This is a genomic window from Gemmatimonadales bacterium (assembly GCA_036500345.1).
Lineage (GTDB): Bacteria > Gemmatimonadota > Gemmatimonadetes > Gemmatimonadales > GWC2-71-9 > Palsa-1233.
In genome coordinates this window covers 125,383-144,195 of the sequence record DASYCE010000026.1, presented here as the reverse complement: position 1 = coordinate 144,195, position 18,813 = coordinate 125,383, and the positions used below count along the sequence as shown (strand labels likewise).

The 18,813-nt window shown below is 67.1% G+C and carries 19 protein-coding genes; 9 read left to right on the top strand and 10 right to left on the bottom strand.

Annotated features, from left to right (window positions below; genetic code table 11):
* Positions 1-3 precede the first annotated feature (3 nt).
* Genes purL through truA form a run of 9 tightly spaced genes read right to left on the bottom strand, consistent with a single transcriptional unit; the run spans position 4 to position 9,220 of the window.
* Complete coding sequence (gene purL / locus VGM20_11910; GenBank protein HEY4101568.1) at positions 4-2,292, bottom strand: phosphoribosylformylglycinamidine synthase subunit PurL; 2,289 nt, start codon at positions 2,290-2,292, stop codon at positions 4-6.
* Positions 2,289-2,990, bottom strand: coding sequence for a phosphoribosylformylglycinamidine synthase subunit PurQ (purQ, locus tag VGM20_11905; protein ID HEY4101567.1), 702 nt, complete (start codon positions 2,988-2,990; stop codon positions 2,289-2,291). The genes purL and purQ overlap by 4 nt, the downstream gene beginning before the upstream one ends.
* On the bottom strand, positions 2,987-3,238 hold the full coding sequence (purS, locus tag VGM20_11900) for a phosphoribosylformylglycinamidine synthase subunit PurS (GenBank protein ID HEY4101566.1): 252 nt from the start codon (positions 3,236-3,238) through the stop codon (positions 2,987-2,989). The genes purQ and purS overlap by 4 nt, the downstream gene beginning before the upstream one ends.
* Positions 3,235-4,074 (bottom strand): CDP-diacylglycerol--serine O-phosphatidyltransferase, encoded by an 840-nt coding sequence (pssA, locus tag VGM20_11895; GenBank protein ID HEY4101565.1) that lies wholly within the window; start codon positions 4,072-4,074, stop codon positions 3,235-3,237. Before pssA ends, purS begins: the two co-directional genes overlap by 4 nt.
* Positions 4,071-4,697 (bottom strand): phosphatidylserine decarboxylase family protein, encoded by a 627-nt coding sequence (locus VGM20_11890; GenBank protein HEY4101564.1) that lies wholly within the window; start codon positions 4,695-4,697, stop codon positions 4,071-4,073. Before VGM20_11890 ends, pssA begins: the two co-directional genes overlap by 4 nt.
* Positions 4,697-5,620 (bottom strand): phosphoribosylaminoimidazolesuccinocarboxamide synthase, encoded by a 924-nt coding sequence (locus VGM20_11885; protein HEY4101563.1) that lies wholly within the window; start codon positions 5,618-5,620, stop codon positions 4,697-4,699. The genes VGM20_11890 and VGM20_11885 overlap by 1 nt, the downstream gene beginning before the upstream one ends.
* A complete protein-coding gene (gene purB, locus VGM20_11880) occupies positions 5,617-7,056 on the bottom strand; it encodes an adenylosuccinate lyase (protein HEY4101562.1) in 1,440 nt (479 codons plus the stop codon). Before purB ends, VGM20_11885 begins: the two co-directional genes overlap by 4 nt.
* Positions 7,053-8,450, bottom strand: a complete 1,398-nt coding sequence (locus VGM20_11875; protein ID HEY4101561.1) for a trypsin-like peptidase domain-containing protein — start codon at positions 8,448-8,450, stop codon at positions 7,053-7,055. Before VGM20_11875 ends, purB begins: the two co-directional genes overlap by 4 nt.
* Complete coding sequence (gene truA / locus VGM20_11870) at positions 8,444-9,220, bottom strand: tRNA pseudouridine(38-40) synthase TruA (protein HEY4101560.1); 777 nt, start codon at positions 9,218-9,220, stop codon at positions 8,444-8,446. The genes VGM20_11875 and truA overlap by 7 nt, the downstream gene beginning before the upstream one ends.
* Positions 9,221-9,322: 102 nt before the next feature.
* Between truA and trpD the strand changes: the two genes are divergently transcribed.
* Positions 9,323-10,381, top strand: a complete 1,059-nt coding sequence (gene trpD / locus VGM20_11865) for an anthranilate phosphoribosyltransferase (protein HEY4101559.1) — start codon at positions 9,323-9,325, stop codon at positions 10,379-10,381.
* 9 nt (positions 10,382-10,390) lie between these two features.
* Here the strand turns inward: trpD and lexA are convergent, their stop codons facing one another.
* On the bottom strand, positions 10,391-10,999 hold the full coding sequence (lexA, locus tag VGM20_11860) for a transcriptional repressor LexA (protein HEY4101558.1): 609 nt from the start codon (positions 10,997-10,999) through the stop codon (positions 10,391-10,393).
* A 68-nt stretch (positions 11,000-11,067) separates the two neighbouring features.
* Here lexA and trpC point away from each other — a divergent pair, with 68 nt between their 5' ends.
* Genes trpC through panB form a run of 8 tightly spaced genes read left to right on the top strand, consistent with a single transcriptional unit; the run spans position 11,068 to position 18,807 of the window.
* Positions 11,068-11,853, top strand: a complete 786-nt coding sequence (trpC, locus tag VGM20_11855; protein ID HEY4101557.1) for an indole-3-glycerol phosphate synthase TrpC — start codon at positions 11,068-11,070, stop codon at positions 11,851-11,853.
* Complete coding sequence (locus tag VGM20_11850) at positions 11,843-12,490, top strand: phosphoribosylanthranilate isomerase (protein HEY4101556.1); 648 nt, start codon at positions 11,843-11,845, stop codon at positions 12,488-12,490. The genes trpC and VGM20_11850 overlap by 11 nt, the downstream gene beginning before the upstream one ends.
* Positions 12,468-13,670, top strand: coding sequence for a tryptophan synthase subunit beta (gene trpB / locus VGM20_11845; GenBank protein HEY4101555.1), 1,203 nt, complete (start codon positions 12,468-12,470; stop codon positions 13,668-13,670). Before VGM20_11850 ends, trpB begins: the two co-directional genes overlap by 23 nt.
* On the top strand, positions 13,667-15,379 hold the full coding sequence (locus tag VGM20_11840; GenBank protein HEY4101554.1) for a HEAT repeat domain-containing protein: 1,713 nt from the start codon (positions 13,667-13,669) through the stop codon (positions 15,377-15,379). The genes trpB and VGM20_11840 overlap by 4 nt, the downstream gene beginning before the upstream one ends.
* On the top strand, positions 15,376-16,824 hold the full coding sequence (locus VGM20_11835; protein HEY4101553.1) for an HD domain-containing phosphohydrolase: 1,449 nt from the start codon (positions 15,376-15,378) through the stop codon (positions 16,822-16,824). Before VGM20_11840 ends, VGM20_11835 begins: the two co-directional genes overlap by 4 nt.
* Positions 16,805-17,599 carry a tryptophan synthase subunit alpha gene (gene trpA / locus VGM20_11830; GenBank protein ID HEY4101552.1) on the top strand — a complete coding sequence of 265 codons (795 nt, stop codon included), beginning with the start codon at positions 16,805-16,807 and terminating at the stop codon, positions 17,597-17,599. Before VGM20_11835 ends, trpA begins: the two co-directional genes overlap by 20 nt.
* Positions 17,589-18,011: a 2-amino-4-hydroxy-6-hydroxymethyldihydropteridine diphosphokinase gene (folK, locus tag VGM20_11825; GenBank protein ID HEY4101551.1), complete on the top strand. Its 423-nt coding sequence runs from the start codon at positions 17,589-17,591 to the stop codon at positions 18,009-18,011. The genes trpA and folK overlap by 11 nt, the downstream gene beginning before the upstream one ends.
* Positions 18,004-18,807, top strand: coding sequence for a 3-methyl-2-oxobutanoate hydroxymethyltransferase (gene panB / locus VGM20_11820; protein ID HEY4101550.1), 804 nt, complete (start codon positions 18,004-18,006; stop codon positions 18,805-18,807). The genes folK and panB overlap by 8 nt, the downstream gene beginning before the upstream one ends.
* Positions 18,808-18,813 lie beyond the last annotated feature (6 nt).

The window sequence follows — 18,813 nt, the reverse complement described above, 5'->3', positions numbered from 1 at the left end:
GGCTCAGTTGCCCCCTGCCGTCCGTGCCGGCGACATCCGGCGCGGAATGGCGTTCATGTAGATGGTGCGCAACTCGCCAACGGACCAGCGCCACCGCTGGTTCCCGCGATGGACGTCCAGATCGCCTCCGGCAGCGCCGACCTGGCCGAGGTAGTGGCAGGGAAGGCCGTGATGGTGGGCGAGCTTCTGCAACCGCGCAACGTTGGCCGGATCGCACGAAATCAGCACCCGGCCGCCATCCTCGCCAAAAAACCATGCCGTATCGCCGACGTCGTTGGCGTGCCCGGCGAGATCGGCCTCGGCCCCAAAGCTCGACGTCGCCCACGGGCCGCCGATGCAGCACTCGGCGAGCGCGACGGCGAGGCCGCCGTCAGAGAGATCGTGCGCCGAGTGAATCAGCCGTTCGCGTGCAGTGGTGACAAGGAAGTCCTGGAGGGCACGCTCGGCGGTGAGGTCGACCGGTGGCGGCGCACCACCGACGGTGTCGAGCACTTCCGCCCAGTAGGCGCTTCCGCCGAGATGACCGCGCGTGGTGCCGAGAAGAAGGATCACGTCGCCGCTGCGCTGGAAATGGGCGGGAACGGCAGTGGTGACGTCGTCAAGAAGGCCGATCATCCCGACTGTTGGCGTCGGATCGATGGCGCCGTTGGGATTCTGGTTGTAGAGCGAGACGTTACCGCCGGTGACCGGCGTATTGAACGCGCGGCAGGCGTCGGAGATCCCGCGGCACGCTTCGGCAAACTGAAAGAAGATCGCAGGTTTCTCGGGGTTGCCGAAGTTGAGACAATCCGTGATCCCGAGCGGGCGCGCGCCGGTGCAGGCGATGTTGCGCGCTGCTTCAGCGACTGCGGCGAGGCCGCCCTGGTAGGGATCGAGGAGGACGTAGCGCGCGTTGCAATCGACGGTCATCGCCAGCGCAAAGTCGGTGCCCGCGACCTTGAGGACGCCGGCATCACCACCGGGAACGACGACGGTGCTACCGCGCACAGTGGAGTCGTATTGTTCGAACACCCATCGCTTGCTGGCAATGGTCGGCGCGTCGAGAAGCCGCTTCAGAGCCTCATCGACCGGTGGATCGGCGGCCGCTGGAGTAATTGTGCGCCGGTTGATCGCCTCGGCAGATTCCGCCGCGGGTGGCGCATACATCGGGCAGCCGTCGACCAGTTCCTTGCCCGGAATCGCGGCGACGACGCGACCTTCGTGCACGATGCGGTAGATCCCGTCGTCGGTCACCGATCCGATCACCGCGGCTTCCAGATCCCACTTGCGGCAGATCTGGACGATCTCGTCGACCTGCGCCGGCTCGGCGACGACGAGCATCCGTTCCTGCGATTCCGACAGCATGATCTCATACGGCGTCATCCCGGCTTCGCGGACCGGGACTCGCGACGTATCGAGCTCGACGCCGACGCCACCACGAGCGGCCATCTCCGCCGATGACGAAGTGAGCCCCGCCGCACCCATATCCTGGATCGCGACGATGGTGCCGCTGGTGATCAGCTCGAGTGACGCCTCGAGAAGGAGTTTCTCCGTGAACGGATCGCCGACCTGGACCTGCGGGCGACGCTTCTCACTCTCGGCACTGAGGTCTTCCGAAGCGAACGATGCGCCGTGGATGCCGTCGCGACCGGTCCGCGCGCCGACGGCGATCAGGAGATTGCCAACGCCGTGCGCTCGTGCGGTGATCAAATCCGATTCGCGAAGGAGGCCCACGGCCATCGCGTTGACCAGCGGATTGCCGGTATAGCACGCGGAGAAGACAACTTCGCCGCCGAGCGTCGGGATGCCGACGCAATTGCCGTAGTCGCCAACGCCCTTGACGATGCCGGCGAAGAGATAGCGGTTGCGGGCGTCGTCGAGCGGGCCGAGACGGAGCGAATTCAGCACGGCAACGGGGCGTGCACCCATCGTGAATACATCGCGGAGGATTCCGCCGACGCCGGTGGCGGCGCCCTGGAACGGCTCGATCGCGCTCGGGTGATTGTGAGACTCGATCTTGAAGGCGACTGCCCAGCCATCGCGCAACCGGAGCACCCCGGCGTTTTCGCCGGGTCCTTGCACCACCTGCGGCCCTTCGGTGGGAAACGTCCGCAGGATCGGCTTGGTGTGCTTGTACGAGCAGTGCTCCGACCAGAGCGCGGAGAAGATTCCGAGTTCGGTCAGTGTCGGCGTGCGACCAAGGAGGTCGAGAATTGCTTGATACTCGGCATCGGTCAGCTTGTGCTCGCGGACGACGGCCGCAGTGACCGGCCGCTCGCCGGGAAACGCTTCGGCGGGTGCGATCGCCGTCACGCGGGCGCGCCCACAGCGAGCGAGGCGACGAGCGAGGAGAAGACCCGCTGGCCGAGATCGGAGCCGAGGGCGGGATCGGCCTGGCGCTCCGGATGCGGCATGAAGCCGACGATGCGGCCCGTCGGATCGCAGATCCCGGCGATGCCGTCGGTGGCGCCGTTCGGGTTGGATGGCGCATCGGTTCCGTCGACCGGCACATATCGCATGACGATGCGATTGTCGCGTTCGAGCGCGGCGAGCGTCGCCGCGTCGGCGACGTACCGCCCTTCGCCGTGACCGATCGGAATGCGAATCACTTCGCCGTCGCGGTACTCGCCGGTGCACACGGTGTCGGTCCGTTCGATCCGGACATCGACGGGACGGCCGGCGAACCGCTGCTGGGCATTGCGCTGCAGCGCACCGGGAAGAAGGTGCGCTTCGCAGAGCACCTGGAAGCCGTTGCAGATGCCGATCACGACGCCGCCGTCTTCCGCGAGCTTCCGCACCGCGTCCATCACCGGCGCGAACCGCGCGATCGCTCCGGACCGGAGATAATCGCCGTAGGAGAATCCGCCGGGGAGAATCACGGCACCGGCATCGCCGAGAGACTTGGCGCGGTAGTCGAGAAGCACGGCATTGCCGCCGGCGCGCTCGATCGCAGCGAGCGTTTCGGTTTCGCAATTGCTGCCGGGAAAGGAGACAACAGCGACGGTGCTCATGTCGCGTCGGCCTCGATCACGAAGTCTTCGGTCACAGGATTGGCGAGGAGCCGCGCGCACATCGCACGCGCTTCGTCGCGCGCCGCTTCCGCCGTCGGTGCGTCGATCCCGAGTTCGATCGCCTTGCCGACGCGCACGTCGGCGACGCCGGCAAAGCCGAGTGCGGCAAGGGCGTGCTCGATCGCTTGTCCCTGCGGGTCGAGCAACCCGCTACGCGGGACGATGCGCACATGAACGCGGAACGTCATTCGAGGTCCTCGAGATTGCGACCGCCCTGGCGCCGGCGATTGGCGAGGACCGACACCTGTCCGCCGCCGGAATGGTTGTCGTTGCGATCGGCGAGATTGTGCACGACGGCGCGGAGCAGGCCGAAGGCGATATAGGTGATCCCGAGCGGAAAGAGGAAGTAACGCGGTACGATCAATCCGCCGGCGAGCATCACGAGGTAGATCACGAGGCCGGTGATCTGCGATGGATTCCGGATCCCGGCCGACGGAAATCGCGGGTACTTCACGTTGCTGACCATCAGCATCGCGACGAGAACCATCAATCCCACCGTCACGATGTGCTGGCCGTTGTACTGCGCCAGCGTGACGCGATACCACGACGTCTGCGAAAACGCCCACCAGACGGCCAGGGTGGCACCCGCCGCGGGCGACGGGAGGCCGGTGAACCACGCCGACGGCCGTCCGCCGAGCCCGGCGACGACGTTAAAGCGCGCCAGACGGATCGCCGCGGCCATGACGTAGAGGAAGCAGAGCACCCACGCGAAGCCGCGCACCGTGGCGAGTTCTTCGAAGTAGATGAGCAGCGCCGGAGCGACGCCGAACGAGATCACGTCGACGAGCGAGTCGAGCTCGGCGCCGAAACGCGTGCCAGTGTTCGACGCCCGCGCGACGCGGCCGTCGAGGCCATCGAGGACACCGGCGAAGATGATGAACCAGCCCGCCCAGAGGTAGCCGCCGTTGTACGCCGCGACGATCGCCCAGATGCCGAAGAAGAGATTGCCGAGCGTGAAGGCGCTCGGCATCACCACCACGACACGGCGCATCACCGTGCGGCGCGGGGCGTTGATCGGACTCACGTCCATTCGGCGATCACCGTGACGCCGGCTTGAGTGCGGTCGCCTTCCTTGACGCGGATCGCCGCACCGATCGGCAGGAAGATGTCGACGCGTGACCCGAAGCGAATCAGTCCCATGCGATCTCCCTGGTGAACGGCGGTGCCGACCGCGTGATCGGTGACGATCCGGCGGGCAATGCTCCCGGCGATCTGCCGGACCAGCAGCTTGCCGTGCGCGGTGCTGAGGCCGACATCGCTGTGCTCGTTCTCGAGGCTCGCCTTGTCGCGCCCCGCATGACCGAAGACGCCGGGCTGGTACTTGCGGAAGACGACGGTTCCGGTGGCCGGATACCGGTTCACATGCACGTTGAACACGTTCATGAAGATCGCCACGCGGTGGGTGGTGCCGCCGACCACATCGGGCTCGTCGATCCGGACAACGCTGACGACGACGCCATCGGCCGGGGAGATGACCAGTGTGTCGCCACGCGGGCCGTTGCGAACCGGATCGCGGAAGAATGCCACGACCCAGCACGCCACGATCGCCATCACGAGCGCGACCGGCCACCAGCCAGCGACGAGGAGGACGACGACGATCGTCCAGGCGATCGCGATGAAGAGCCACCCCTCACGTGCAACGCGCATCAGGCAAACTCCGGGAGCGGGTGGCCAGTGAGGCGAAGATAGGCGTCACGATATCGGCTGCTGGTCGCGGCGACCACTTCGTCGGGCAGTCGCGGCGGCGGTGCGTTGCCGTTCCATCGACCGGCGGTTCGCTCCGCGGCGAGCCAGTCGCGCAACGGCTGCTTGTCGAAACTTGGCTGGGTCCGCCCCGGTTGGTAGGCGTCCGCCGGCCAGAAGCGCGACGAGTCGGGGGTGAGCATCTCATCGATGACGATCGGGGTGCTGGTGTCGTCAAGTCCGAACTCGAACTTCGTATCGGCGATGATGATGCCGCGTTCGGCTGCGATGCGGCTCCCCGCCTGATAGATCGCGATCGACGTGCTGCGAAGGCGATCGGCGAGGGTTGTGCCGAGCTCGCGGGAGACGCGATCGAAGGTGACGTTCTCGTCGTGACCGGTTTCGGCCTTGGTGGCAGGAGAAAAGATCGGCGCCGGCATCTTGGACGATTCGACGAGTCCCTGTGGCAGCTGCTCACCCGCGAGCGTTCCCGAGTGCCGGTATTCGCCCCATGCAGATCCGGCGAGGTAGCCGCGAACGACGCACTCGAATGCCACCGGGTCGGTGCGCTTCACCAGCATCGCGCGTCCGGCGATCTGATCGCGGCTGCCATCGAGTGCGGGGATGGCGTCGATGATCGCGTCGGTCGACGCCGAAATGAAATGCGATGGCGTGACCGTCGCGAGCTGGTTGAACCAGAACGCCGACAGTTGCGTAAGGACCTGTCCCTTGTGTGGCACCGCTTCCGCCATCACGACGTCGAACGCACTGACGCGATCGCTGGCGACAATCAGCAGCCGGTCGGCACCGACTTCATACACCTCGCGCACCTTGCCGCGCCGCCAGAGCGGCAGCGGGAGCGCGGAGGCGACCATCGGCGCGCTCATACCGCGAGCTCCGCGTGCGCCGGCGCGGGTGCGCGCACGGCGAGTCGTTCGATGAGCGGATCGAGGTACTCGGCGAGGAATTCGCCGACCTGTTGCGGTGCGCGCCCCACGTAGCGCACAGGATTGAGTTCCGCTTCGAGGTGCGACTGGCGCACCGCATCGAAGGCACCGTCGCGCGCGAGACGGTCGAGGAGATCGTTCGGCTGGCCCGCCGCGACTGCGGCAGCGGCCGCGTGCGAGTGCCGCCGGATCACCTCATGCAGCACCTGCCGGTCGCCGCCGCCCTGCACGCCGAGCATCAGCCAGCGCTCGGTAACCATGAACGGCATCTGTTCCCGGACATGCCGATCGATCATCCCCGGCCGCACGTCGAGGCCGCGGCTGATGTTGGTCGCCAACAGGAGGATCGCGTCGGTGGCGAGAAATGCTTCGGGAAGGGTGAGCCGGCGATTGGCCGAGTCATCGAGGGTGCGCTCGAGCCACTGGGAGGCTGCGGTATTCGCGCCGCTCGCCTGCAGCGAGATCACATGGCGCGCGAGTCCGCCCATCCGCTCGGCGCGCATCGGATTCCGCTTGTATGCCATCGCGCTCGAGCCGATCTGCTCGGCCTCGAACGGTTCGAGAAGCTCACCTTCGTGCTGCAGCAGCCGGAGGTCGGCGCCGAACTTCGACGCCGATTGTGCCACGCCGCTCAGCAGGTCGAGGATCTGCGCATCGAGCTTCCGAGGGTACGTCTGCCCGGTGACAGGGAAGACTTGCGTGAAGCCGAGCTTGTCAGTGATTCGCGCTTCGAGGGACCGGACCTTGGCGTGATCGCCGTTGAACAATTCGAGGAACGACGCCTGCGTACCGGTGGTCCCCTTGCAGCCGCGGATCGGCAACGTGTCGAGTCGATGCGCAATCGCCTCGGCGTCGAGCGCGAACTCCTGGAGCCAGAGCGTGGCACGTTTGCCGACCGTGGTGAGCTGTGCCGGCTGGAAGTGCGTGTACGCGAGGCAGGGAAGTGACGCATGATCGAGCGCGAACTGACGCAGCACGGTGATGACTTCGACGAGCCGCCCGAGGACGAGGGTGAGCGCATCCCGCATGATCAGGATGTCGGCGTTGTCGGTCACGAATGCGCTGGTGGCGCCGAGGTGCAGGAATGGGCGCGCGGCCGGCGCCTGTTCTCCGAACGCATGCACGTGTGCCATCACGTCGTGGCGGAAGCGCTTTTCGAAGGCGGCGGCGGCGACGAGATCGGCGTCGTCGAGATGGGCTCGCATCTCCGCGAGCGCGGGTGCCGGAATGGCGATGCCCAGTTCGGCCTCGGCTTCGGCGAGCGCGAGCCAGACGCGCCGCCATTGCCCGATCCGGTGTGGTTCGCCCCACAGCCGCTGCATCGCGGGCGATGCGTACCGCGTACCGAGCGGTGACTGCCAGCGCGAATCGGTCACGACGGCATGCGCAGGGAGATCTGGCCGCGGGTGCCGCCGCGCTCGATCCAGAGGATGAAGACCTGTCCCGGTCGCACCGCTGACAGCGTGCGCGTGACGTCGTCGGCCGATTGCATCGGCTCCTGGTTGATCCCGTAGATGATGTCGCCTTCCTGCAGGCCGGTCCGTTGTGCGATATCGGCTTCGATCTTGAGAATCAGCGCGCCTGCGGTGTTGGTGGTGATGCGCCGTTCTTCGCGGATGGCCGCCGTGACCGTGACGAGATCGAGTCCCTGGAGCACCCGGACGCGCGTGGCGGTGATCGTCGGCAGGTCGCCAGTGGTGATGCGATGGTTGACGGTCGAATTCCCGGACTTGACGGTGGCATCGATCGGGTCGCCGACCTTGAGATCAATCTTCACCGCTTCCCAGTCGAGGAAGGTGCGCAGCGTCCGGCCGTTCGCCTTGATCAGGATGTCACCGACCTTGATCCCCGCCTTCGCCGCCGGGCCATCCGGGGCCACCGATTGCACCGTGACGCCGCCGGTCTGCTTCCAGTCGAGAATGTTCTGCGCCCCGGCGACCTGCAGCCCTGCCCAGGCGCGGCGGACCGAACTCGTCGCAATGATTTCGTTGGCGACGCGCGCCACGCGTTCGATCGGAATGGCGAAGCCGAGGCCGACCGATTCGCCGGAGTTGGAGAAGATCGACGAATTGACGCCGATCACCTCGCCGAGGGCGTTGACCAGCGGGCCGCCGGAATTGCCGGGATTGATCGCGGCATCGGTCTGGATCATGTCGACATACATCCCCTGCAGATTCCCGGTGGGAAGGATGTTGCGGCCGGTTGCGCTGATCACCCCCGCGGTGACCGTCGGTTCGGGATTGCCGAGAAGGTACGTGTAGGGATTGCCGAGGGCGATCGCCCATTCGCCGATCATGAGATCGCTCGACTTGCCGATCGTTACGACGGGAAGGTGCGTCTTGTCGATCTTGATCACTGCGATGTCGGTGACTGGGTCTTCGCCCAGCACGCGTCCTGGTACGTCGGTGCCGTCTTCGAGTGTCACGGTGATCTGCTGTGCGTTCGCGACGACATGCTGGTTGGTGACGATGATCCCGTCGGAGCGGAAGATGAAGCCGGTGCCGAACCCCTGTGGTGTTCCTTCCGACTGACCGGTGAACATGTCATACATCGTCGGGCGCGGTGTCGGCAGGATCACGTGAATCGACACGACGGCCGGTGCAACGCGTGCGCTGGCGTCGACAATCGCGGTGCGACGCTGCGCATCGATCGCACGATTGGGAATCGTCCGCGCCGGCGCAGTACTCTGCTGCGCGTCGGCACGTCCGTGGCGACCGCAGGCGCAGAGGACCAGCGCGGCAAGCACGATCGCGACGCGACGGACTACCATGTGGCGCACTCGTCGAGGAAACAGTTCGCCGGATACTTCGCCGCGACGAATGAGAGACCCGCAGCCGGCGCCGGCGGGGAGGTCTCGCTGTTGTCGTGACGGGAAAGGAGCTCCACCATGTCGCTCGCCGGCCGGCGACCGCGGCCGATGTCGACCATCGTGCCGACGAGCATCCGGACCATGTGGTGCAGGAAACGGTCGGCTGCGACGACGAAGCGGAGCCGCCCCGGGATCGCGGACCAGGTCGCGTCGCTGACGGTGCAGTCGTAGTGCGGCTTCGGCTCGCCCACGGCGGCGAAGGCGCGGAAATCATGCTGGGACTTGATGGCATCGGCGGCGTGCTGCATGGCGGCCACCTCGAGCGGGACGGTCATCGCCCACTCGGTACGCGACCTGAAGGGCGAGCGCGCCGTGCCGCCGACACCGATGTCGTATTGATACCGCCGCTCGATCGCGGAGCGCCGGGCGTCTGTTCCCGGAACGACTGCGCGGACTTCGCGGACGGCGATTTCGCGAGGAAGGATCGAATTCATCGAACGGAGCAGTGCCGGGGAGGTCCAGCGATCAGGCATCGAGGTGCTGACCGGCATGGCGAGAGCGTGGACACCTGCGTCGGTGCGCCCGGCGGCAACAGCCTTCCGTTCGGATCCAGCGAGTTCGGATAGCGCCCCTTCGACGACCAGCTGCACCGACCGGCCGTGGGGTTGTCGTTGCCAGCCGCAGAAGTCGGTGCCATCGAACTCCAGGAACAGCAAGAAGGCGCGCTCCATGAAGTTGCCAAAACTAGTCCGCGAAAGAGGTCGCGGCAACCCGCGCAAACCATTGTGAATATTGACAAAAGCAACGCTGGCCTCATACGCTTGGCCCCCACGATGCCGCCCCATTCTCACAGCCAATCCGCGCTCGAATCGGCAGTCGACCTGCTCGACCGGGGAGAGCGGCTCGATGACGCTGCCACCGAGGCCGCGTTTGTCGAGATCATGAGTGGCGCAGCACCTGAGGCGCTGATCGAACGGCTCCTCCTGGCGTTACGGTCACGGGGCGAGTCTGCCGATCATGTGGCCGGCGCCGTCCGGGCGCTTCGGCAGGCGATGCTGCGCGTGGCCCACTCGGCGCCGGAGTCGCTGGTCGACACCTGCGGGACCGGCGGCGGGGTGATCACCACGATCAACGTCTCGACGGCGGCAGCGTTCGTGGCGGCCGGCGCCGGGGCAACGATCGCCAAGCACGGCAATCGCAGCTACACGTCGCGGTCGGGATCCGCGGACGTCCTGGAAGCGCTTGGGATCGCCATCGACGTGGCGCCGGACGCCGCCGCCACGATTTTGATCGCCGCGCGGCTGGTCTTCCTCTTTGCGCCGGCGTATCACCCGGCGATGCGGCACGTCGGACCGGCGCGCCGGCGGATCAAGGGGCCGACGCTTATGAACCTCGTTGGGCCGCTGGCCAACCCGGCGAGCGCCGGCCGACAGGTCGTCGGCGTCGCTGATCGTGCCCGCGGGCCGATCCTGGCCGGGGCGCTGGCGCGACTCGGCGTGACGCACGGCCTCGTGGTGCATGCCGAAATCGGAATGGACGAGATCTCACCTGTGGGGAAGACGGCGATCTGGGAAGTGCGCGGCGACAGCGTTCGCGAGTGGACCTTCGATCCCGGCCTGGCGGGAATGTCGACACCGTCGCTTGACGGCCTGGAAGGCGGCGAGCCCGGCGAGAACGCGGCGCGCATCGCGCACCTCTTCGAATCGCCGCGTGAAGCGGCACCGGCGCTACGGGCAGCGGTGATCCTCAACGCGGCCGCTGCGGCATACGTTGGTGGCCTCGCAGCGACTCTTGAAGACGGGATTGGAGTTGCGATGAAGGCGCTGGACTCGGGGAGCGCACGCGAGCGCCTCGAGGCGCTGCGGAAGGCGGCGCCGGCGAAACCTGCCTGAGTGTTGCGGTTAGTACTTCCTGATCACCCCCACGACTACACCCTGAATCAGAACGTCACGCTCCTGGAATCGCATCGGGCGCATCGTGGTATTGGCCGGCTGGAGTCGAATCCAGCCCCCGGGCTCACGATAGAAGCGCTTGACGGTCGCTTCAGTTCCATTGACCAGCGCGATCACCATTTCGCCGTTGTCTGCCGAATCGCGCCCGTTGACGACGACGAGATCGCCGTCACGGATCTGCTCATCGACCATCGACTCACCCTTGACCTTGAGGGCGTAGTTGGGGCCTCGGCGGGGGAGCATCAAATCGGGGACCGGAACGACCTCGCCGGCCATCATCGATTCGATCGGAAACCCCGCCGCGACAGCGCCGAGGAGCGGGATCTCGGTCGCACCGGAGGTACCGCGGCGCGGGAGAACTTCGATCGCGCGGCTCTCGTTATATCCCCTGCGGATATAACCTTTCCGTTCCAGATTGCTGAGATGCTCATGGACGGTGGCGAGTGACTGGTAACCGAACCGTTCGGCGATTTCCTCGAAGCTCGGCGCAAACCCGTTCTTCGCGATGGAGGTCGAGACATAGTCGAGGATGTCGTGTTGCTTTCGCGTGAGCGTCAAGACAATCTCCGGTGAGTGGCGAATAGATCCCGAACCGAATGTACCCGAACGGAAACCGAATCGCAAGAATGACCACCCTTGACCAGATCCTCGACCAGACCCGCACGCTGCTGCCGGCGCTTCGTGTCCGCCGGAAGGAACTCGAGCGGGCAGCGGACGCCCGGCCGGTGACGGTCGATTTTCGCGCCGCGGTGCGTGGTCCGTCCGTGGCGCTGATCGCCGAAGTGAAGCGGCAGTCTCCATCGGCCGGTGCGATCAACCTGGGTCTCGATCCGTTGTCCCTGGCCTCGGCGTACCGCGCGGGGGGCGCGGCCGCGATATCGGTGCTGACCGACTCGCGCTTCTTTGGTGGTTCGCTCGACGATCTGGAGGGGGTGGCGCGGGGAGTTCCGCTGCCGGTCCTCCGCAAGGATTTCATTCTCGACGAGACGCAGCTCCTGGAGGCGCGTGCGGCGGGTGCCGCCGCGGCGCTGTTGATTGTCCGGGCACTGGAGCACGCGGCGCTCCGGCGGCTGGTCGACTTCGCCGTGGAGCTCGGACTTACGCCGCTGGTCGAGGCTCACGACCGGGGTGAGCTCGATCGTGCGCTCGACGCCGGGGCGATGGTCGTGGGGGTCAACGCGCGCAATCTTGACGACTTCAGCATCGATACGGCGGCGGCCTGGGAGTTGATCGCCACCGTTCCTGCCGACCGGATCGCGATCGCCGAATCGGGAATGGCGACGACCGACGACGTTGCGGCAGCGGCCGGCGCCGGAGCTGACGCTGTCCTCATCGGGTCGGCCCTCGCCCGGGCAGCAGACCCGGCCCGTGCTGCGCGCGAGCTGTCAGGTGTGGTGCGCCGTGCTCGTTAGCGCCAAGATCTGCGGCCTGACCCGCCCGAGCGACGCGGCGCTCGCGGCGGCGCACGGCGCGTGGCGGCTAGGTGTCGTCTTTGCGGGGGGGCCGAGGATGGTGACCGTGGAACAGGCGGCCGCGGTTGTCGCGGGGGCGCACGGGGTCCCGGTGCTCGGGGTCTTTGGACCGAGGCCGCGCGGGACGATCCTCGATATGATGGAGCGGGCGGGGTTGGCCGGCGCGCAGCTGCACGGAGATCACTCACCGGAGACCGCCGCAGACCTTCGGGCCAGAGGCTACGAAGTGTGGCGGGTGGTTCCGATCGACTTCGGAACTGACCTTGCCCAGGAGCTTGGCGAGGCGGCGCTGGGCGTCGACGCGGTGGCGATCGAGGCGCGAGTCCCTGGCGGAGCCGGGGGGCGGGGTGTCGGTATTCCGCTCGAACTGGCGCGGTGCGCCCGAGCAGCGGTGCCGCGGGCGCGATTCGTCCTCGCCGGCGGGCTCGCAGCCGACACCGTCGCCGCCGCGATCGAGGTCGTCCGGCCCGACGTGGTCGATGTAAGTTCTGGGATTGAATCCTCACCTGGCATCAAGGATCCCGAGCGCCTGGCCAGCTTCCTGGAGAACGTTCTTGCCGCACGCTCTGCCGCCTGACACCACGGTCGCCGGCCGGTTCGGCCCCTACGGTGGCCGCTACGTCCCAGAAACGCTGATTGCAGCGCTCGATGATCTCACAGCGCTTTATCTCGACATGCGCGATGACAGCGCGTTCTGGGACGAATATGCGGCGCTGCTGCGCGACATCGTCGGGCGGCCGTCGGCACTGACGCCCGCACCGCGGCTCAGCGAGGCCGTTGGCACGACCGTGTGGCTCAAGCGGGAGGATCTCAATCACACCGGTGCGCACAAGATCAACAATGCGATCGGGCAGGCACTGCTCGCACGCCGGATGGGAAAGCGACGGATCATCGCCGAAACCGGAGCGGGGCAGCACGGCGTCGCGACGGCAACGGTCTGCGCGCGATTCGGCCTCGAGTGCGTTGTCTACATGGGCGAGGAGGATGTCGCGCGGCAGGCGCTGAATGTCTACCGGATGCGGCTCCTCGGCGCGACGGTCGTACCGGTGTCGTCGGGGACGCGCACACTCAAGGACGCGACCAACGAAGCGCTCCGCGACTGGGTCACCAACGTTCCCACCACGCATTACATCATCGGCTCCGTGGTCGGGCCCGATCCATTTCCCCGGCTGGTCCGCGATTTCCAGTCGGTCATCGGGCGCGAGGCGCGGGCGCAGCTGATCGAGCGAAGCGGGCGGCTGCCGGACACCGTGGTGGCGTGCGTCGGCGGTGGATCGAACGCCATCGGGATGTTCAGCGGCTTTCTCGACGACAGCGACGTGGAACTGATCGGCGTCGAAGCCGCGGGGGAGGGAATTTCGACGGGGCGTCATAGTGCCACGCTCTCGGCCGGTGCACCGGGCGTGCTCCACGGTTCGCTGTCGTATCTGCTGCAGGACGCCGACGGACAGGTGCTCCCGGCGCACTCGATCTCCGCTGGTCTCGACTACCCGGGGGTCGGCCCCGAGCATTCATGGCTTCGCGATCAGGGCCGCGTCGCGTATCACGCGATCAATGACCAGCAGGCACTGGATGCGTTCCAGGCGATCGCGCGTCTCGAGGGAATCATCCCGGCGCTGGAGACCGCGCACGCCATCGCCTGGATTCTCGGGTCGCGGGGACGGTGGACGGCAGATCAGCAGGTGCTGCTCTGCCTGAGCGGGCGGGGTGACAAGGACGTGGCACACGTCGCCGCCACGATCGGCACTCCTGCGTGACAGCGGGACCGGCGGTCACGTCGAATGAAGCGGATGTCAGGGTCATCGAGGAATTGCTGCGCGTGTTGTCGAAGGGCCAGCGCGCGCTGCAGATGTATCTCCCCAACAATCCGGTCTATCAGCGCGCGATGCAGCAGGTCGCGGACGCGTTCGGGCCGGTGTGGGGGATCACCGGTCGCCTGGTGCTCGGGATCGAAGAGGATCAGATCACCTGGGACGAAGTGCCGGTATATCGCCAGCAGCCGAAGTCGGAAGGGCTGGCGTGGCAACTCTACAAGGACGGCCTGCGGCGCCTGACACTCCTTCCCGGCGTCGAGTCGGAAGAGATCCTTCGCTTCCTGCAGGTTGCCAATTCCGCGCGGATGCTGCCGGTCGACGCGAGCGACGATCTCCTGACGCTGCTGTGGGAGCAGGAGTTCGTGCTGATCTCGTACGTCTTCATCGAAGTGCTCGGCGACGGGATGGAGTTCCTGCAGGACAGCGATTCACGCGACGAGCCGTTGCCGCCGGACGCCGCGAAGGAAGAGGTCGCTGCCGCCGAGGAAGCGCCGCCCGGATCGGATGATGCCCGCGGCGGCAATCTCGGAGTCGTCGATCTCACCGATTTCGATGCCACGCCGTACTTCCTGCACGAGGCCGAGATTCGCCTGGTGCAGACCGAACTCGAGGAGGAGTACCGGCGCGACATCCGCCAGGCGGCGATCGATGCGCTGCTCGACATCCTCGAGGGACAGCGCGACTCGGCGGTCCGCAAGGAAGCGATCGCGCTGCTCGACGACATCCTCCCGGTGCAGCTCTCGACCGGCGGCTTCCGCGCGGTGGCACGGATCATCCGCGAACTGCGCGTCATCTCGGCGCGTGCGCACGGACTCGACCAGGAGCTGCACGGCGCGGTGCTTTCGTTCGAGGAGCGCCTGTCGACGCCGGAGATTCTCGACCAGCTCTTTCGGGTGCTCGGCGACATGGCATCGCGTCCCGCCGAAGAAGACGTCGGAGAAGTGCTCCGCGAGCTCAAGCCGTCAGCGCTCCCGGCGGTACTCACGCAACTCGGGCGCATCACCGAGGCGAGTGTCCGCCGGGTGCTCGAAGGGAGCGTCGAGTCGATCGCGCGCGCCCAACCGCACGCGCTTGCGGCGCTGCTGGACAACGGGCCGACCGACGCGCTGGTGCCGGCGATCTCGCTTGCCTCGCGTCTGGGACTCTCGAACCTGGTGCCGGTGATCATCGCACGGCTCAAGGATGGCGACGAGCCGATCCGGATGGTGGCAGTGCGCGTGCTGGGCGAATTCGGCACACCGAGCGCCGTGGCCGCGATGGAACTGGCGCTCGCCGACCCGGATCGCGGTGTGCGACAGATGGCGCTGACGGCACTGGTCGATCGCGGCGGCTCCGGCGGGATGGTGGCCCAGTTGGAGCGCCTCCTGTTCACGGACACCGACATCGACTGGGAGCGAAGCGAACGGCGAGCGATGTACGAAGCGTACGGCCGCCTTGCGGGCGATGGGGCGATCACGCGGCTTCGCGGATTGCTTGAGCCGCGGGGCCTGCTGCGCCGCCGGGAGCCGGCCGAGATCCGTGCGTGCGCGTTGTTCGCATTGGGGAAGGTGCGGACGATCGACGCCCGCATGCTGGTTGACCGCTTCACGTCGGATCGCGACGCCGTGGTGCGCAGCGCCGCCAACGCCGTGCTCCGGGAATGGGTGCCGTGACCGAAAGCACGGTCCGCGATGACGGCATGCTGCGCCAATCGGGGCGCGCACTGCTGATCTCGATCCACGGGGCCCAGCGCGCGCTCAAGCTGTACCCGGTGGAGAACGCGGCGGTGCAGCGGGCGCTCGATGATCTGGTCGGAACGGCGGTGTCGCTCTGCCGGCTCGAAGGGGTGATCGAGATCCGTCTCTCCGGCGATTTCATCTTCATCAACCAGACGCGTCTTCGCCTCGGCCTCGACAACTTCGCGGCGTTCAGCGGCTTCGTCTCGATGATGAAGGCGTGCGGCATGGGGCTCCTCCGGATCGAAGACGGCGTGACGCGGCGCGAGTTCCAGGCGTTCCTGGCGATGACCGGCGCGGTCGCGGCCGAGGCGGAGCCGGACGAGCGGCTCGATGCACTGCGGCAGCGGATGCAGCAGGCGGAAATCGTGCGCATCAGCGTGGGATCGGCGGGCGATATCACCGGCGACGCTGCCGCCGACGCCGACGAGGGGCTCGAGCGCGCCAAGCGGACCTATGCGCACGGCGTGGCGGTGGCGCGCGACGTGGTGCAGGGCGTGCGAATGGGCGCGATGCCGAGCACGCGGCGGCTGAAGCGGGCGATCCAGGTGATCGTCGATCAGGTGATGGAGAACGAGCTGTCGATCACCGGCCTCACGACGCTGCGCGATTACGACGAATACACCTTCACCCATTCGGTCAATGTCTGCATCTTCGCCGTCGCCCTCGGCAAGCGCCTCGGGTTCGACCGACTGCAGTTGTACGATCTCGGCCTGGCCGCACTGCTGCACGACATCGGGAAGGCGCGGCTCGAGCAGTCGCTGCTCAACAAGAGCTCGTCGCTGGACGAGGCGGAATGGCGGGCGATGCAGTCGCATCCGTGGCGCGGGACGCTCACGCTGTTCAAGATGCGCGAAGGGGAAGAGCTGCCGTACCGCACCATTCTCGCGGCGCACGAGCACCACATGAAGGTCGACCTGAGCGGGTATCCGCGACCGATCCGGCCGCGGCAACTCGGCCTCTTCACGCGGCTCATCTCCGTGGCGGATGGCTACGACGCGGCGACCACACGCCGCGTCTACCAGAATGTGCCGTTCGAGCCGGATGCGGTGCTTCGCGAGATGTGGTTCAATCCGGGTCGCGGCTACGACCCCACGCTGGTCAAGGCACTGATCAACCTGCTCGGGATCTATCCGGTCGGCACCTGCGTCATTCTCGACACGTTCGAGGTGGCGATCGTGGCCGGTGCATCGCCCGACCCGGAGCAATTGCACCGGCCTGTGGTGCGGCTCGTCGTCGACGCGAGCGGCGGACGAGTGGCTCCCCCCGGCGAACTGGTCGATCTTTCCATTCCGGCGGCGAACGGCAGTTATCCGCGCGTCATCGTCAAGGTCACTTCACCTGATCGGTACGGCATCGTCGTTGGCGACTACTTCATCTGATTCACGCATCGGTGCCACATGGCGCGACCTGCGCGCCGCACGGCGGACCGCGCTCATCCCGTATCTTACCGCGGGGTTCCCCACGATCGCCGCGTCACGCGACGCCTTGCGCGCGATCGACGGGGCATCCGACATCATCGAGGTCGGCGTCCCGTTCAGTGACCCGCTGGCCGACGGGCCGACGATCCAGGCCTCGACCTTTCGCGCGCTCGCGAACGGAATGTCGTTGCCGGGAACGCTCGACCTGATCGCCGAGGCACAGGTTGCCGCTCCGGTGGTCCTCTTCACCTACCTGAACCCGGTGCTCCAGTACGGCGTCGAACGACTCCTTCGCGATGCGGCGACCATCGGCATCGCGGGGTTGCTGCTTACCGATCTTCCGGCCGGGGCGGATGCCGCAGTCGAACGCGCGGTGCAGCAGTCGGAGCTCGACCTGATCCGCCTGGTCGCGCCGACCAGTACGCCGGAGCGGATTGCGGCGGCGATGAACGGCGCCCAGGGATTTGTCTACCTGATCGCGCGACTTGGCGTGACAGGAGCGTCGACGTCGCTCGCGGCGGATCTCGCCGGATCGGTGGCGCGGGTGCGCGCCGCGACGACGCTTCCGGTCGCCGTGGGATTCGGCGTATCGACGGCTGCCCAGGCGACCAGTGTTGCATCGCTGGCGGATGGCGTGGTGATCGGCAGCGCGCTCGTCGATACGCTGGGGCGCAATGGCGTAGCTGCCGCAGCCGATTTCATGGCCACGATGCGCACGGCGGTGGATGCTGCCTGAGGTGGCCGTCACGGCGTTCGTGGCGCTCGGCAGCAACCTGGGCGACCGGGCGGCGCGTCTCGCGATGGCGCGCGAAGCACTTGGGGCCCTTCCGGGCGCCCGGATCCTCGCGGCGAGCGGCGTCGAAGAAACCGCACCGCTCGGCGGGCGCGACCAGCCGGCCTATCTCAACCAGATGATCGCCTTGGCGACCGCACAATCGCCCGATGCGTTGCTCGCGGCGTGCCACCAGATCGAACGGCAGGCGGGACGGGAGCGTGGCGAGCGATGGACGTCGCGTACCCTGGACCTTGACCTGGTGCGATACGGCGGGCTCCTTTGCGACCTTCCTGCACTGACTTTGCCGCATCCCGGCCTGCGGGATCGTGAATTCTGGGCGCGCGAGATCGCCGAACTGGAGGCGCATGCCTGAGCGTCGTCTGACACTCCCCGATCTCCCCGCCCGCAAGAAGAGCGGCGAGAAGCTCGTCGTGCTGACGTGCTATGACGCGCTGTTCGCGCGCCTGCTCGAAGCGGCCGGCATCGACCTGCTGCTGGTGGGTGACTCGCTCAACCAGGTGCTCACCGGGCGCGCCTCGACGCTCAGCGCCACCCTCGATCAGATGATCTATCACGCGGCGAGTGTCCGGCGCGGTGCGTTGCACACGCCGATCATCGTCGATCTGCCGTTTCTCTCGTATCAGGTCAGCATCGAGGAAGCGGTCCGCAACAGCGGCCGCGTTCTCGCCGAAACCGATTGCCATGCGGTCAAGCTCGAGGGAGGCGAAGCGATGGCGCCCACCGTCCGCGCGCTGGTTGATCGCGGGATCCCGGTCGTCGGGCACCTGGGGTTCACGCCGCAATCAGTGAACCTGCTCGGGACGAAAGTGCAGGGCCGCGACGAGGCGGTCGCCGCGCGCCTCAGGAGCGACGCACGAGCACTGGAAGACGCCGGTGCCACCGCGATCGTTCTCGAACTGGTCCCCCGGGGACTCGCCGCCGAGATCACGGCATCGGTGGCGATCCCGACAATCGGGATCGGTGCGGGACCCGGCTGCGATGGACAGGTGCTGGTGCTGCACGACATGCTCGGCCTGAATGAGGAATTCGCGCCACGATTCCTCAAGCGCTACGCGACCCTCGGTGCGACGGTGCGCAACGCCGTCGCCGCCTTCGGTGCCGAAGTCCGCAACGGCACCTACCCGGACGACTCGCACTCGTTCGATTGATGATGG